This is a genomic window from Streptomyces sp. CBMA123 (assembly GCF_014596465.1).
Classification (GTDB): domain Bacteria; phylum Actinomycetota; class Actinomycetes; order Streptomycetales; family Streptomycetaceae; genus Kitasatospora.
On the sequence record NZ_MECK01000104.1, the window covers coordinates 1 to 16,625 of the forward strand.

The 16,625-nt window shown below is 75.5% G+C and carries 6 protein-coding genes; all 6 read left to right on the forward strand.

Features of this window, described 5'->3' with window-relative positions:
* On the forward strand, positions 1 to 6,444 hold a 6,444-nt coding region (locus BG452_RS14695), incomplete at its 5' end, for a non-ribosomal peptide synthetase (protein WP_188304732.1).
* Positions 6,441 to 13,718 carry a non-ribosomal peptide synthetase gene (locus tag BG452_RS14700; protein ID WP_317621047.1) on the forward strand — a complete coding sequence of 2,426 codons (7,278 nt, stop codon included), beginning with the start codon at positions 6,441 to 6,443 and terminating at the stop codon, positions 13,716 to 13,718. The genes BG452_RS14695 and BG452_RS14700, both read left to right, overlap by 4 nt.
* A gap of 31 nt (positions 13,719 to 13,749) precedes the next feature.
* Positions 13,750 to 13,953, forward strand: a complete 204-nt coding sequence (locus tag BG452_RS14705; RefSeq protein WP_188304733.1) for an MbtH family protein — start codon at positions 13,750 to 13,752, stop codon at positions 13,951 to 13,953.
* Between the two features lie 262 nt (positions 13,954 to 14,215).
* A complete protein-coding gene (locus BG452_RS14710) occupies positions 14,216 to 14,464 on the forward strand; it encodes an acyl carrier protein (protein ID WP_188304734.1) in 249 nt (82 codons plus the stop codon).
* Between the two features lie 48 nt (positions 14,465 to 14,512).
* The gene (locus tag BG452_RS14715; protein ID WP_188304735.1) at positions 14,513 to 15,787 is read left to right on the forward strand and encodes a beta-ketoacyl-[acyl-carrier-protein] synthase family protein; all 1,275 of its coding nucleotides are present in this window, start codon (positions 14,513 to 14,515) and stop codon (positions 15,785 to 15,787) included.
* Positions 15,787 to 16,625: beta-ketoacyl synthase N-terminal-like domain-containing protein (locus BG452_RS14720; RefSeq protein WP_188304736.1), on the forward strand; the 839-nt coding region annotated here is incomplete at its 3' end. The genes BG452_RS14715 and BG452_RS14720, both read left to right, overlap by 1 nt.

The following is a 16,625-nucleotide window of genomic DNA, read 5'->3' on the forward strand; positions in this document are numbered from 1 at the left end:
GTCACCGGGGTGCTGGCCGTCCAGGCGGTCGGCGCCGCCTACCTGCCGCTCGACCCGGCCGCCCCCGCCGCCCGCAACGCCGCCCTGCTGGCCGACAGCGGCGCCTCCCACCTGCTGCTCGGCGCCGGCTGCACCGCGCCGGACGGCACCTCGGCCACCGTCCTGCCGCTGGCCGAGCCCTCGGACGCGGACTGCACCACCGAACTCCCTTCGCTGGGCTGCGGATCCGACCTCGCGTACGTGATGTTCACCTCCGGCTCGACCGGCCGCCCCAAGGGCGCGATGGTGCAGCGCTCCGGGATGATGAACCACCTCTGGGCCAAGGTCCACGACCTGGAGCTGGTCGCCGGTGAGACGGTCGTCCAGAACGCCCCGCTGACCTTCGACGTCTCGGTCTGGCAGATGCTGGCGCCGCTGGTCGTCGGCGGCAGCGTCCGGGTCACCGGCGTGGAGACCGCGGCCGACCCGCACGCGCTGTTCGCGCTGGTCCAGGACGAGGGCGTCGCCGTCCTGGAGGTCGTCCCCTCGCTGCTGCGGGCCGCCCTGGACGCCTGGGACCTCGACGGCGACGCGCCCGGACTCCCCGAACTGCAATGGCTGGTGGTCACCGGCGAGGCGCTGCCCGCCGACCTCTGCCGCCGCTGGCACGACCGCTACCCCGACGTCCCGATGATGAACGCCTACGGCCCGACCGAGTGCTCCGACGACGTCACCCACGCCGTCATCGCGGTCGACGACGAACTCGACGCCCGGGTCCCGATCGGCGGCGCGGTCCGCAACACCCGGCTCTACGTGCTCAGCGACGAACTCCAGCCGGTACCCGTCGGCGTGCCCGGCGAGCTGTACGTCGGCGGGGCGGGCGTCGGCCGCGGCTACCTCCACGACCCGGCCCGCACCGCCGCCACCTTCCTCGCCGACCCCTTCGCCGGCGAGGGCTGCCGGATGTACCGCACCGGCGACCGGGTCGTCCAACGCCCCGACGGGCAGCTGGAGTTCATCGAGCGCCGGGACCACCAGGTCAAGATCCGCGGCCGCCGGGTGGAGACCGGCGAGATCGAGGCCGTGCTCCGCGGCCTGGACACCGTCACCGACGCCGCCGTCGCCGTCCTCCCCGACGCCTCCGGCAACCCCCGGCTGGTCGGCTACCTCACCGGCCCGGGCGTCCGGCCCAGCCAGGTGCGGGCCGAACTCGCCCAGCTGCTGCCCGCGTACATGATCCCGGCCTCCTGGCTGGTCCTGGACGCCCTGCCGCTCACCCCGAACGGCAAGCTCGACCGCAAGGCCCTACCCCAGCCCGACCCCACGCAGCAGGCCGAGCGCCGCGGACCGCGCACCGAACGCGAGCGGATCCTGTGCGAAGTCCTCGCCGAGGTGCTCGGCACCACCGCCGTCGGCATCGACGAGGACTTCTTCGCCCTCGGCGGGGACAGCATCCGCTCCATCCAGGTGGTCAGCCGCGCCCGCAAGGCCGGACTGCTGTTCACCACCCGGGACATGTTCACCCACAAGACCGTCGCCGCCCTGGCCCGGATCGCGGGCGGCGGCACCGCCGACCAGCCCGTCGCCGAGGACCGCGAGGACGGCACCGGCCCGTACGACCTCACCCCGATCAGCGCCCAGCTGAACCAGGACACCGGCAGCCTGGACGGCCCGGTGTCCTCGTACGGCCAGTACGTGGTGGTCAAGGTCCCCGTCGACCTGGACGTCGAGCGGCTGGACACCGCCCTGCACGCCCTGGTCGACCACCACGACGCGCTGCGCACCCGGGCCACCGAGCCCTCCCCCGGGCTCTGGCAGCTGGAGGTGCTGCCGGCCGGCGCCCTGGCCGGCGCCCGGCTGGCGACCACCGCGGAGCCCGACCAGTCCAACCAGTCCGGGCAGTCCAATCAGTCCGAGCAGTCCGAGCGGCCCGATGTGCTCGCCTTCGCCGAGCGGCAGGCCACCGCGGCCCTCGCCCGGCTCTCCCCCGCCGACGCGGTGATGCTCCAGGCCGTCCTGATCCCCGCCGCGCCCGGCGCCGACAGCGCCCACCTGGTGCTCGGCGCCCACCACCTGGTCGTCGACGGCGTCTCCTGGCGGATCCTGCTGCCCGACCTGGCCGCCGCCTGCACCGCGCTCGCCGAGGGCCGCGCCCCGGCCCCGGACCCGGTCGGCACCTCCTACCGGGCCTGGTCCCGGCTGCTCGCCGAGCAGGCCCGCACCCAGCACCGCGGCGCCGAACTCGCCCTCTGGCAGAGCATCCTGGACGGCCCGGACCCGCTGATCGGCAGCCACCGGCTCGACCCGGCCACCGACGTGTACGGCACCCGGCGCACCCTGCGCCTGGAACTCGGCCCCGAGGTCACCGGCCCGCTGCTCACCGACGTCCCGGCGGCCTTCCACGCCGAGGTCAACGACGTGCTGCTGACCGGCCTCGCGATCGCCGTCGCCGACTGGCGCCGCCGCCACGGCCACCCCGACCGCACCGGCACCCTGATCGAGCTGGAGGGCCACGGCCGCGAGCAGCTCAGCGACCACCTGGACCTCTCCCGCACGGTCGGCTGGTTCACCGCCGCCTTCCCCGTCCGGCTCGATCCCGGCACGCCCGACTGGGACGAACTGTGGTCCGGCGGGCCCGCGTTGGCCACCGCCCTGAAGCGGATCAAGGAACAGCTGCGCGCCCTGCCCGACCGGGGCGTCGGCTACGGCCTGCTGCGCCACCTCAACCCGCACTCCGCCCGGCTGCTGGCCGGCCGGACCGGGCCGCAGCTCGGCTTCAACTACATGGGCCGCTTCGACGCCCGGCGCAGCGCCCACTGGGAGCCGGCCGGCGGGGACGGCGTGGTCGGCACCGGCGCCCACCCGGACCTGCCGCTGCCGCACCTGCTGGACGTCACCCCGGCCACCGAGGACCGGCCGGACGGCCCGCACCTGGTCGCCAACTGGTCCTGGGCCGGCCGCACCGTCGCCGAGGAGACCGCCCGGGACATCGCCCAGACCTGGTTCCGCGCCCTGGAACTGCTCGCCCGCCACCCCGGCCCCGGCGGCCACACCCCCTCCGACCTGCCGCTGGTCCGGCTCGACCAGTCCGAGATCGACGAGTACGAGGCCGGACTCGCTGCCGCCGGCAACGCCTTGGCCGACATCCTGCCGCTCACCCCGCTCCAGCAGGGCATGCTCTTCCACGCCGACCACGACGCCACGACCGAGCAGGACGTCGACGTCTACACCCTGCAGATCGTCGCCGACATCGAGGGCGACCTCGACCCGGCCGCGCTGCGCGCCGCCGGCCAGGCCCTGCTCGACCGCCACCCCAACCTGCGCGCCGCCTTCCATGCCCGGGCCGGTGGCGAACCCGTCCAGGTCGTCCCCCGGCACGCCCGGCTCCCCTGGCTGGCCACCGACCTGACCGAACTCCCGGAGCCCGCCCGGGCCGCCGAGCTGGACCGGCTCACCGAGGCCGAACGCACCCGCCGCTTCGACCTCACCGACCCGCCGCTGCTGCGCTTCGCCCTGCTCACCCACGGCGAGAACCGGCACCGCTTCGTCTGGACCAGCCACCACATCCTGGTCGACGGCTGGTCGATGCCGCTGCTGGTCCGCGAACTGTTCGCGCTCAGCGCTCCCACCGCGCCTGCCGAGCCCGCCGCGCCCGGCCCGGACGGCGCGCCCGTCGCTCCGGTCCCCGCCGCGCTGCCCGACCCGGCCCCCTACCGCGACTACCTCGCCTGGCTCACCGCCCAGGACCGCGAGGCCGCCCGTACCGCCTGGCGCGGGGCACTGGCCGAGCTCGACGGCCCGACCCTGGTGGTCCCCGCCGACCCGTCCCGGGTCCCCGCGCTGCCGCGGTCCGTCCGCACCGAGCTGCCGCCCGAGCACACCGCCGCGCTGGCCGACTGGGCCCGCGGCCGGGGCCTCACCCTGAACACCGTGGTCCAGGGCTGCTGGGCGCTGCTGCTCGGCCGGCTCACCGGCCGCCAGGACGTGCTGTTCGGCGCCGTCACCTCCGGCCGCCCGGCCGAGGTGCCCGAGGTCGAGTCGATGATCGGCATGTTCCTCACCACCGTGCCGGTCCGGGCCCGGCTGGCCCCCGGCACCACCCTCGCCGAACTGCTGCACGCCCTCCAGGAGCAGCAGAGCGCGCTGCTCCCGCACGAGCACCTCGGACTCGCCGCGATCCACCAGGCCGCCGGGCTCACCGGCGAGGCCTTCGACACCGTGGTGCTGTTCGAGAACTTCCCGCTGGACGAACGCCACCTGGCCACCGGCGACGCAGGCCCCCGGGTGGTCCGCGCCGAGGCCCTGGACGCCCGGCACCACCCGCTCAGTCTGGTGGTGCACCCCGGCGAGGCGCTCAGCCTGCGGCTGGACCACCACCCGGAGCTGTTCGACCGGGCCGGGGTCGAGCGGATCGCGACCGTGCTGCTGCACCTGCTGCGCACCGTCGCCGAACGGCCGGACCTGCCGCTGGCCCGGATCGACGTCACCGCCCCGACCGACCTCACCGGCACCGCCACCCCCGGCGAGCTGGGCGGACTGCTCGGCGACTGGGACCCTTCGCTCCCCGAGGAGAGCCTCGGCGTGGTCGAGCGGGTCCGCGCGGTGGCCGAGCGCACCCCGGAGGCCGTCGCCGTCACGGACGACCACGGCCCACTGAGCTACCGGGAGCTGGTCACGGCGGCCGGCGGCCTCTCCGCGGCCCTGGCCGGGGCCGGGGCCGGCACCGGCTCGGTGGTCGCGATGCTCGCCGAACCCGGCGCGCCCTTCGTCACCGGGGTGCTCGGCGTCCTCGGCGCCGGCGCCGCCTACCTGCCGCTCGACCCGGCCGCGCCCACCGCCCGCAACGCCGCCCTGCTGGCCGACAGCGGCGCCTCCCACCTGCTGCTCGGCGCCGGCTGCACCGCGCCGGACGGCACCTCGGCCACCGTCCTCGACCTGGCGGGGGCGCTCACCCCGACGGCACTCCCCGGGACGGCCCTCACCACGACGGCACTTCCCGCGACGGCCCTCCCCGAGCCGGTCGGCACCGGGGCGGACCTCGCGTACGTGATGTTCACCTCCGGCTCCACCGGCCGCCCCAAGGGCGCGATGGTCCAGCGCTCCGGGATGATGAACCACCTCTGGGCCAAGGTCGGGGACCTGGACCTGGCCGCCGGTGAGACGGTCGTCCAGAACGCCCCGCTGACCTTCGACGTCTCGGTCTGGCAGATGCTGGCGCCGCTGGTCGTCGGCGGCAGCGTCCGGGTCGCCGGGACGGGTACGGCCGCCGACCCCAACGCGCTGTTCGCGCTGGTCCAGGACGAGGGCGTCGCCGTGCTGGAGGTCGTCCCCTCGCTGCTGCGGGCCGCCCTGGACGCCTGGGACCTCGACGGCGACGCGCCCCGGCTGCCCTCGCTCCGCTGGCTGATGGTCACCGGCGAGGCGCTGCCCGCCGACCTCTGCCGCCGCTGGCACGACCGGCACCCGGACATCCCGCTGATGAACGCCTACGGCCCGACCGAGTGCTCCGACGACGTCACCCACGCCGTGCTGCGCAAGGGCGACCAGCCGGGTGCCCGGGTGCCGATCGGCGGCGCGGTCCGCAACACCCGGCTCTACGTGCTCAGCGACGAACTCCAACCGGTCCCCGTCGGCGTGCCCGGCGAGCTGTACGTCGGCGGCGCCGGCGTCGGCCGCGGCTACCTCCACGACCCGGCCCGCACCGCCGCCACCTTCCTCGCCGACCCCTTCGCCGGCGAGGGCTGCCGGATGTACCGCACCGGCGACCGGGTCGTCCAACGACCCGACGGGCAGCTGGAGTTCATCGAGCGCCGGGACCACCAGGTCAAGATCCGCGGCCGCCGGGTGGAGACCGGCGAGATCGAGGCCGTCCTGCGCACCCTCGACCCGGTCACCGACGCCGCCGTCACCGTCCTCCCCGACGCCTCCGGCAACCCCCGGCTGGTCGGCTACCTCACCGGCCCGGGCGTCGACCCCGAGCGGATCCGCGACCGGCTGGCCGAACTGCTGCCCGGCTACATGATCCCGGCCTCCTGGCTGGTCCTGGACGCCCTGCCGCTCACCCCGAACGGCAAGCTCGACCGCAAGGCCCTGCCCCTGCCCGACGCGACCGCCGACCAGACCGCCGGCCGGGCCCCGCGCACCGAACCGGAGCGGATCCTCTGCGCCATCCTCGCCGAGGTGCTGGGAACGGCCGCCGTCGGCATCGACGAGGACTTCTTCACCCTCGGTGGGGACAGCATCCGCTCCATCCAGGTGGTCAGCCGCGCCCGCAAGGCCGGCCTCACCCTCACCACCCGGGACGTCTTCACCCACAAGACCGCCGCCGCCCTCGCCCGGATCGCCGAGGAGGCCGGAGCGGAGGCCGCCGAATCCGCCCCGGCGGAGCCCGCGGGCAGTCTGATCGAGCTGTCGGACGACGAACTGGCCGATCTGGAAATCGAGTTGAACGAGGAGCTGTCGTGACGACCGGCCCGAGAAAGAGCCCATCCGGCGTCCCCGCCCCTGCCGCCCCCGCCACCAGGGGGAAGATCAGCGAGGTCCTGCCCCTCTCCCCGCTCCAGCAGGGCCTGCTGTTCCTCTCCTCCTACGACCGGACCGCGCCCGACCTGTACACCCTCCAGCTGGTCGCCGAACTGGACGGCCCGGGCGCTGCCGACGGCGAGCGGCTCGCCGCCCGGCTGCGCACCGCCGGCACCGCCCTGCTGCACCGCCACCCCAACCTGCGGGCCTGCTTCCGCCACCGCAAGAACGGCGAACCGGTGCAGGTCGTGCTCAAGGACACCGAGCCGCAGTGGGAGCTGCGGGACCTCACCCACCTGCCCGAGGCCGAGCGGGAGGCCGAGGCCCGGCGGCTGACCGAGGAGGACCGGCTGCGCCGGTTCGACCTGGCCCGGCCGCCGCTGATGCGGTTCACCCTGATCCGGCTCGGCGAGGGGCGCCACCGCTTCCTCTGGTCGGTGCACCACATCGTCTTGGACGGTTGGTCCTTCCCGCTCGCCGTAAGGGAGTTGGGCCTGCTGGGCGATCCGGCCGGCGCCGCCTCGCTGCCCGCGCCCGCGCCGTACCGGTCCTTCCTGACCTGGCTGAACGGCCGCGACCACACCGCCGCCCGGGCCGCCTGGGCGGAGCTGCTGGGCGACCTGGACGGGCCGGTGCGGGTCCTGCCGCCGAGCAGCCCGTCGAACGAACTCCCCGCCACCGCACGACGGTTGCTCAGCGAGCGGCACACCGCCGCACTGGCCGGCTGGGCCCGCGGCCAGGGCCTCACCCTGAACACCGTGGTCCAGGGCTGCTGGGCGCTGCTGCTCGGCGGGCTCACCGGCCGGCAGGACGTGGTGTTCGGCTCGGTCACCTCCGGCCGCCCGGCCGAGGTGCCGGAGGTCGAGTCGATGATCGGGCTGTTCGCCAACACCCTGCCGGTGCGCGCCGAACTGCGCCCGGACCGCCGGGCGAGCGAACTGTTCGCGGCGCTGGCCGCGCAGCAGCTGGCGATGATGCCGCACGAGCACCTGCCGCTGGCCGAGGTGCAGGCCGCCTCCGGGGTACGCGGCGAGCTGTTCGACACCGTGCTCGCCTTCCAGAGCTTCCCGATGGACGAGGCGGCGCTGTACCGGGAGTCCGGCGGCACCGTCAGCGCGGCCCGCATCCTCTCCGCCACCCACTACCCGCTGAGCCTCACGGTCTTCCCCGGCGACCGGCTTGACCTCCAACTCGGCCACCGGGTCTCGGTGTTCGGCACGGACGAGGCCGAACGGCTGCTCGACCGGCTGGTGGACGTCCTGGCGCGGGTCGCCGAGGACCCGCACACCCTGCTCGCCCGCCTCGGCGCACCCGAGGGCGCCGCCACCCCGGCCGGCCCGCGGCACGCCCCCGCCGAGCACACCCCGCCGGCCCGCCGCACCACCGTCCCCGCCCTGTTCGCCGAGCAGGCCGCCCGCACCCCGGATGCCGTCGCGGTCACCGCGCCGGACGCCGAGCTCAGCTACCGCGAACTGGACGAGCGCGCCAACCGGCTGGCCCACCTGCTGATCGCGCACGGCGCCGGCCCCGAGTCCTTCGTCGCCGTCGCCCTGCCGCGCGGCGCCGACCTGGTCGTCGCCGTCCTCGCCGTCCTCAAGGCGGGCGCCGCCTACCTGCCGCTGGAGCCCGCCCACCCGGCCGAACGGACCGGCCACGCCCTGGCCGACGCCCGCCCCGCCCTGCTGCTCACCGCCACCGGCCTGCTGCCCGACACCCCCGGCCTCCCCAGGATCGACCTCGACGCCCCGCAGACCACCGCGGCCCTCGCCGTCGCCCCGGCCGGCGCCCCCGCCACCGCCGTCGGCCCCGACCACCCGGCGTACGTGATCTTCACCTCCGGCTCCACCGGCCGCCCCAAGGGCGTGGTGGTCCCGCACCGCAACGTGGTCCGGCTGCTCGACGCCACCGAGCGGCGCTTCGGCTTCGGCCCGCGGGACGTCTGGACGCTGTTCCACTCGATCGCCTTCGACTTCACGGTCTGGGAGCTGTGGGGCGCCCTGCTGTACGGCGGCCGGCTGGTCGTGGTCCCGTACGACGTCTCGCGCTCCCCCGAGGCCTTCCTGGAACTGCTCGCCGCCCAGCGGGTGACCGTCCTCAACCAGACCCCGTCCGCCTTCTACCAGCTGATCCGCGCCGACGCCGAACGCCCGCGCGAACTCGCCCTGCGCACCGTGGTGTTCGGCGGCGAGGCGCTGGACCACGGCAAGCTGGCCGACTGGTACGCCCGGCACCCCCAGGACGCGCCGCGGCTGGTCAACATGTACGGCATCACCGAGACCACCGTGCACGTCACCGCGCACGAGCTGACCGCGGAGCCGGCCGAGGGCGGCAGCGCGATCGGCCGCGCCCTCCCCGACCTGCGGACGTACCTGCTGGACGGCGCCCTGCGGCCGGTCCCGGCCGGGGTGCCCGGCGAGCTGTACGTGGCCGGCCCGGGCCTGGCCCGCGGCTACCTCGGCCGCCCCGCGCTGACCGCCGAACGCTTCGTCGCCTGCCCGTTCGAAGGCGGCGGCGCCCGGATGTACCGCACCGGCGACCTCGGCCGGTGGCGGCCGGACGGCACCCTGGAGTACCTGGGCCGGATCGACGAGCAGGTCCAACTGCGCGGCTTCCGGATCGAGCCCGGCGAGATCGCGAGCGTCCTCGGCCGGCACCCGCTGGTCGCCGAGGCCACCGTGCTGGCCCGCGAGGACCGCCCGGGGGACCAACGGCTGGTCGCCTACGTCGTCCCGGCCGCCGCCGACCGCGCCGGACTCCCCGTCGACCAGACCGAACTCCCCGCCGAACTGAGGGCGTTCGCCGCCGAACGGCTGCCCGAGCACATGGTGCCCGCCGCCGTGGTCACCCTCCCCGCGCTGCCGCTGACCGGCAACGGCAAGCTCGACCGGCGCGCCCTGCCCGCACCCGTCTACGCCACCTCCGCCCGCGCCCCGCACGGCCCCGGGGAACAACTGCTCTGCGCGGTCTTCGCCGAGGTGCTCGGGCTGCCCGAGGTCGGCGCCGACGACGAGTTCTTCGCCCTCGGCGGCCACTCGCTGCTCGCCGCCCGGATCGTCAACCGCGTCCGGGCCGAACTCGGCGCCGAACTCCAGGTCCGGGACCTCTTCGAGGCCCCCACCCCCGCCCGGCTCGCCCAGCGGCTGCCCGGCGCCGCCGGCCCGCGCCGCACCCCGCTCACCGCGGGCCCCCGCCCGGCCGTCCTCCCGCTCTCCCCCGCCCAGCAGCGGCTCTGGTTCGTCGAACAACTGGGCGCCCCCGACGGGCTGTACCACATCCCGCTGGCCGTCCGGCTCTCCGGCCGCCTCGACACCCTCGCCCTGGCCGCCGCCCTCCAGGACGTGGTGACCCGGCACGAGGCGCTGCGCACCGTCTTCCCCCGACGGGGCACCGAACCCACCGCCGAGCAGCGGGTGCTCACCCCCGCCGAGGCCACCCTGCCGCTCCCGGTCAGCCGCAGCACCGAGGCCGGACTGCCCGCCGCGCTCGCCGCCGAGGCCGCCCGGGGCTTCCGGCTGGACCGCGAACTGCCGCTGCGCGCCCGGCTCTTCGCCCTCGGACCGGAGCAGCACGTGCTCTCCCTGGTGCTGCACCACATCGCCGCCGACGGCTGGTCGCTCGCCCCGCTCACCCGGGACCTCACCGCCTGCTACCTGGCCCGCCGCGACGGCCGGCCCGCCGAACTCCCGCCCCTGCCCGTCCAGTACGCCGACCACACCCTCTGGCAGCAGGCGCTGCTCGGCACCGAGGACGACCCGGACAGCCGGACCTCCCGCCAACTCCACTACTGGACCGATCGGTTGCGCGACCTCCCGGCGGAGCTGGCACTGCCCTTCGACCACCCGCGCGGCCCCCGGACCGACCACCGCGGCGCGGCCCACCGCAGCACCGTCCCCCCGGAGCTGGCCGAACGGCTGCGCCGCACCGCCGCCGACTGGTCGGTCAGCCCCTTCATGCTGCTGCGCACCGCCCTCGCCGCCCTGCTCACCCGGCTCGGCGCGGGCACCGACATCCCGCTCGGCAGCCCGATCGCCGGCCGCACCGACGAGCAGCTCGACGACCTGGTCGGCATGTTCGTCAACACCCTGGTGCTGCGCACCGACACCTCCGGCGACCCGGCCTTCCGCGAACTCGCCGAGCGGGTCCGCGAGTCCGACCTGGCCGCGCACCAGCACCAGGAGCTGCCGTTCGAGAAGCTGGTCGAGGTGCTCAACCCGGAGCGCTCGACGGCCCGGCACCCGCTGTTCCAGGTGATGATCGGCCACCACCGCCCTGGTCCGGCCCCCGCCCCGGATCCGGAACTCACCGTCAGCGCGGAACCCGTCCCGACCGGCACCGCCAAGTGGGACCTCTTCCTCCAGGTCACCGAGGAGCCGGACGACCCGGCCTTCGGACTCACCCTGGAGTACCGCACCGACCTCTTCGAGGCCGCCACCGCCCGGCGGATCACCGAGTGCTACCTGCGGCTGCTCGCCGCCGCCCTCGCCGCCCCCGCCACCCCGCTCTCCCGGCTGCCGCTGATCGCCCCCGAGGAGCGGGCCGAACTGCTCGCCCTCGGCACCGGCCGGCTCGGCGAGACCGGGCCGCCCGACACCGTCACCGCCCTGGTCGACCGCCGGATCGCCGCCACCCCGCAGGCCGTCGCGCTGGTCCACGCCGGACCGGACGGGCTCCGGCGCACCAGCTACGCCGAACTGGACGCCCAGGCCAACCGCCTCGCCCGGCTGCTCGCCGCCCACGGCGCCCGCCGCGGCGAGCTGGTCGCCCTGCGCCTGGAGCGCGGCCCCGCCGTGGTGCGCACCCTGCTGGCCATCGCCCGCACCGGCGCGGCCTACCTGCCGATCGACCCCTCGTACCCCGCCGAGCGGGTCCACCACATGCTCGCCGACAGCGGCGCCCGGCTGCTGCTCACCCAGCGCTCCCTGACCGGCCTCGAACTGCCCCCGCAGGTACGCCCGCTGGTCCTGGACGACCCGGCGACGGAGGTCGACCTGGCCGCCCGGCCGGCCACCGCCCCCGAGGTCACCGTCCACCCCGACGACCTGCTGTACGTCATCCACACCTCGGGCTCCACCGGCCGGCCCAAGGGCGTCGCGGTCACCCACCGCGCCGCCGTCCGCCTGGTGCGGGGCCTGCCGGAGCTCGCCCCCACCGCCGAGGACACCTTCCTGTACTTCGCGCCGGTGGCCTTCGACGCCTCCACCTTCGAGATCTGGGGCCCGCTCGCCCACGGCGCCCGGCTGGCCGTCCAGCCGCCCGGCCCCGCCGACCCCGAGGCCCTGGCGGACTTCCTGGCCCGGGCCGGGGTGACGGTCGCCTTCCTCACCACCCAGCTGGTCAACACCCTGGCCGACACCCGCCCGCGCGCCCTGGCCCCGCTGCGCGCCCTGCTCACCGGCGGCGAGGCGCACTCCCGGGACCACCTGGACCGGCTGCGCGCCGCACTGCCCGGCACCACCGTCCTCCACGTCTACGGCCCCACCGAGGCCACCACATTCGCCACCGGCCAGGACCTCGCCCACGCCGACGGCACCGTCCCGATCGGCCTGCCGATCGGCGACACCGGCGCGTACGTCCTGGACGAGGCGCTCCAACCGGTGCCGCGCGGCGTGGTCGGCGAGCTGTACCTGTCCGGCCCGGGCCTGGCCCGCGGCTACCTCAACCGGCCCGGGGCCACCGCCGAGCGCTTCACCGCCGACCCGTACGGCCCGCCCGGCACCCGGATGTACCGCACCGGGGACCTGGTCCGCTGGGACCGGCACGGCCGGATCGAGTACGTCGGCCGGGCCGACCAGCAGGTCAAGATCCGCGGCCACCGGGTCGAACTCGGCGAGGTGGAACGCCTGCTGGCCGCCCACCCGGCCGTCGCCCGGGCCGCCGTGCTGGCCCCCGCCGACGCCGCCGGCCAGCGCCGGCTGGTCGCCTACCTGGTGCCCGCCGAGGGCCGCCCGGTGCCCGAACCGGCCGAGCTGCGGCGCCACCTGGCCCGCTCGCTGCCCGGCCACCTCGTCCCGGAGGCCTACGCCGCGCTGCCCGAGCTGCCGCTGAACGCCAACGGCAAGCTGGACGTCCGCGCCCTGCCCGCGCCGGCCGCCGCCCCCGCCTCGACCCGCCCGCCCCGGACGGCCTCCGAACGCCTGCTCTGCGCGGCCGTCCAGGAGGTGCTGGAGCTGCCGGCCGCCGGACCGGACGACTCCTTCTTCGCCCTCGGCGGGGACAGCCTCAAGGCCATCCGGCTGGTCAACGCGGCCACCCGGGCCGGGCTGCCGCTCACCCTCGGCGCGGTCTTCGAGCACCGCACCCTGGAGGCCCTGGCCGCCACCGCCGAACCCGCCGGCGCCGAACCCGCCGCCGGCTCCGCGACCGGCCTGGACCCGCTCGCCCCCGTGCTGCCGATCCGGCCCACCGGCAGCCTCCCCCCGCTGTTCTGCGTGCACGGCGGCCTCGGCTTCGCCCTGCCCTTCGCCGCCCTCGCCGAGCACCTCGACCCCGACCGCCCGGTGTACGGCCTCCAGGCCCGCGGGCTGTCCGACGACGGCCCGCTGCCCACCGACCTCGGCGGGGTCGCCGAGGAGTACCTGGCCCGGGTCCGGGCGATCCAGCCGCACGGCCCCTACCACCTGCTCGGCTGGTCCTACGGAGGCATGGTCGCCCACGAGATGGCCGTCCGGCTGCGCGCCGCCGGCGAACCGGTGGCCCTGCTGGCCAACCTGGACGCCTACCCCGACGACGCCGACGGCGTCCGGCCGAGCGACGCCGAGTTCCTCGCCGACTTCCTGACCGAGGCCGGCGTCGACCCCGTCATCCCCGGTGCCCCCGTCGTCCCCGTCGACCCGGGTGACCCCGGTGCCCCCGCCCCGCTCACCCCCCGGAGCGTGGCCGCCCACCTCGCCCGCACCCCCGGCCCGCTGGCCGGCCTCGGGCCCGGCCTGCTGGAACGCCTGCTGGCCGTCATGCGCAACAACCTCGAACTCTTCCAGCGGTTCACCCCGAACCGCCTCGACGACTGCCCGATGACCCTCTTCGTGGCCGCCGGCGGCCCCCGCCGTCCCACCCCGGAGGAGCGCGCCCTCAAGCTCAAGAGCTGGGCGCCGTACGTCGGTTCGGCCGTCCACGCGCACGACGTGGACGCCGGCCACCAGCAGTTGTTGCGACCCGGACCGGCCGCCGCGATCGGGGCCGTCCTCGAAGCGGCCCTCGCCGCCCCCGACCACCAGTGACCCCACGAACCACCGACAGGAGCGCACCAGCATGGCGAACCCCTTCGACCGCGAAGACGGCACCTTCCTCGTCCTCGTCAACGAGGAGGGCCAGCACTCCCTCTGGCCGTCCTTCGCCGCCGTCCCGTCCGGCTGGTCGGTGACGCTGGACGCCACCGACCGGGCCACCGCCGTCGCCCACATCGAGGCCAACTGGACCGATCTGCGCCCGCTCAGCCTGCAACGGCAGGACTGAACCCGTAGGCCTCCGCCGGGAATTCGCATTCCCCGCGGACCGGCCCCGCCGACGCCGCCCGCCGCACCCGTGGAGCCCCCGTCCACGCGGTGCGGCGGGCGGCCGTTCTGCGTCCCCGGCCACCCCCGCCACCAGGCCTTTTCGCCGCCGCCAACCTCCGTCAGTGAACAGTCAGTTGGACGTCATCGACCCGTCATCGGCGCTGATTAGTTTTCTGGCCGGAAGCACATTCCGGGTGTCTGGAAAAACGGAGGAAACGAGCATGACGACGGTTGCGCCGGAGCGCCTCACCCGTATCCGAGAAATCATCGCCGAGAACATCGACGTACACACCGAGTTCTCCGACACCGCCTTGTTCGTCGACGAGTTGGGCGCCGACTCGCTCAAGCTGATCGACGTGCTGAGCGCGCTGGAGATGGAGTACTCCATCGTCATCGACATGAACGAGCTGCCGAAGATGGTGAACGTGGAGACCACCTACCAGGTGACGGCGGTCGCGGCCGGCTGGTAGCCCACCCCGCACCTCCCTCCCGTCACCCCACGCTCAAGGAGAGGTCCCATGGACTCCACCGCACAGTCACCAGCGGCCCCCCGGTCCGGCACCCCGGCCGGGCGCCGCCGGGTCGTCCTCACCGGCCTCGGGGCGATCTCCAGCATCGGCACGGGCGTCGCGGAGTACACCGAGGGGCTGCGGGCCGGCCGCTCCGGCGCCCGGCCGATCACCCGCTTCGACACCGAGGGCTTCGGCCAGAACACCGCCTGCGAGGTGCCGGACTTCGAGCCGGAGCGCTGGATCCACCGGGTCCCGCTCGAGGAGATGGGCCGGGCCGGGCAGTTCGCCGTCGCCGCGGCCCGGATGGCGGTGGACGACGCCGGGCTGACCGAGGCGGACCTCGGCGAGCGCCAGGCCGTGATCAGCGTCGGCACCACCGACGGCGAGTCCCACGACATCGGGCTGCTGGTCGAGCAGGAACTGGCCGCCGGCGACCCGAAGGCGATCGACCCGGTGCTGTCCCGCCGGATCAACGCCGGCCGGCTGACCACGGTGATCGCCCGCGAGCTGCGGATGCCGAACGTGGAGCCGACCACCATCACCACCGCCTGCGCGGCCGGCAACTACTCGATCGGCTACGGCCTGGACGCGATCCGCTCCGGCGAGGTGGACCTCGCGCTGTGCGGCGGCGCCGACGCCGTCTGCCGCAAGGCCTTCGCCCTGTTCAAGCGGTTCGGCGCGCTCACCCCGGACGTGGTCCGGCCGTTCGACCGCGACCGCCAGGGCATCCTGACCGGCGAGGGCGCCGGCATCCTCGTCCTGGAGAGCCTGGAGTCCGCGCTCTCCCGCGGCGCCCGGATCTACGCCGAGGTGCTCGGCTACGGCCTCAGCTGCGACGCCGCCCACGCCACCGCCCCCAACCGGGACGGCATCGCCCGCGGCATCCGGCTCGCCCTGGACGACGCCGGCGTCGAGCGCGACGAGATCGACTTCATCTCCGCCCACGGCACCGGCACCAAGGCCAACGACCGCACGGAGTCGGCCGCGATCCTGGACGTGTTCGGCGACACCCCGCCGCGCACCGTCGCCGTGAAGTCGATGCTCGGCCACTCGATGGGCGCCGCCAGCGCGCTCGGCGCGATCGCCTGCAGCATCGCCATCGAGCACCAGTTCATCCCGCCGACCATCAACCACCGGGAGACCGACCCGGAGTGCCCGCTGGACGTCGTCCCCAACCGGGCGATCGACGCCGAGGTCCGGATCGTGGAGAACAACTCCAGCGCCTTCGCCGGCAACAACGCCATCCTGATCCTGGGCACGTACGGAGAGCGAGTCCGCTGATGACCACCACCACCCGCGCCCCCGAGGCCGCCGAGACCCGCGTGGCCCCCGAGACCCCGGTGATCACCGGCTGGTCCGCCGTCTCGCCGTACGGCCTGACCCGCCGGGCCTTCACGGAGGGCCTGCGCTCCGGCGCCCGGACCGCCGTCGAACCGGCCGAGGCCTACGGACCGCTGCCCTCGCCCGAGGTCTGCCTGGTCCCCGGCTTCGACATCAAGGGCCTGCTCGGCCCGACCGGCACCGCCAAGATGGACCGGCTCACCGCGCTCACCCTGGTCGCCTCCGACGGCCTGCTGAACGACGCCGAGGGCAACCGGGTGGTGGCGACCGACGAGCGCACCGGCGTGGTCCTCGGCATCTCGATGGGCAGCCTGGAGAACGTCACCAACTTCCTGAAGCAGTCGTACACCAACGCGCTGCCCTTCCACGTGGACGCCGGCCGGATCCCCTTCGGCAGCCTCAACCACGCCGCCGGCGCCACCGCGATCCGGCACGGGCTCACCGGCCCCAACACCACCGTCGCGGGCGGCCGGGTCAGCGGACTGCTGGCGCTCAACTACGCCCGCCGGCTGCTCGGCCAGGGCCGGGCGACCAAGTACCTGGTGGGCTCGGCCGAGGAGTTCTCCGCCGCGCACGCCTGGATCGAGCACGCCGCCGTCGCCCCCGGCGACCCGGCCCCGCTGCTCGGCGAGGGCTGCGGCCTGCTGGTGGTCGAGCCGGCCGGCACCGCCCAGCACCCGCCGCTGGCCGCCGTGCTGGCGATCGAGACCAGGGTCGACATCGACGACGACCCGGGCGCCGCGGTCACCGCCTGCGGGCGGCGCGCCCTGGCCCGGGC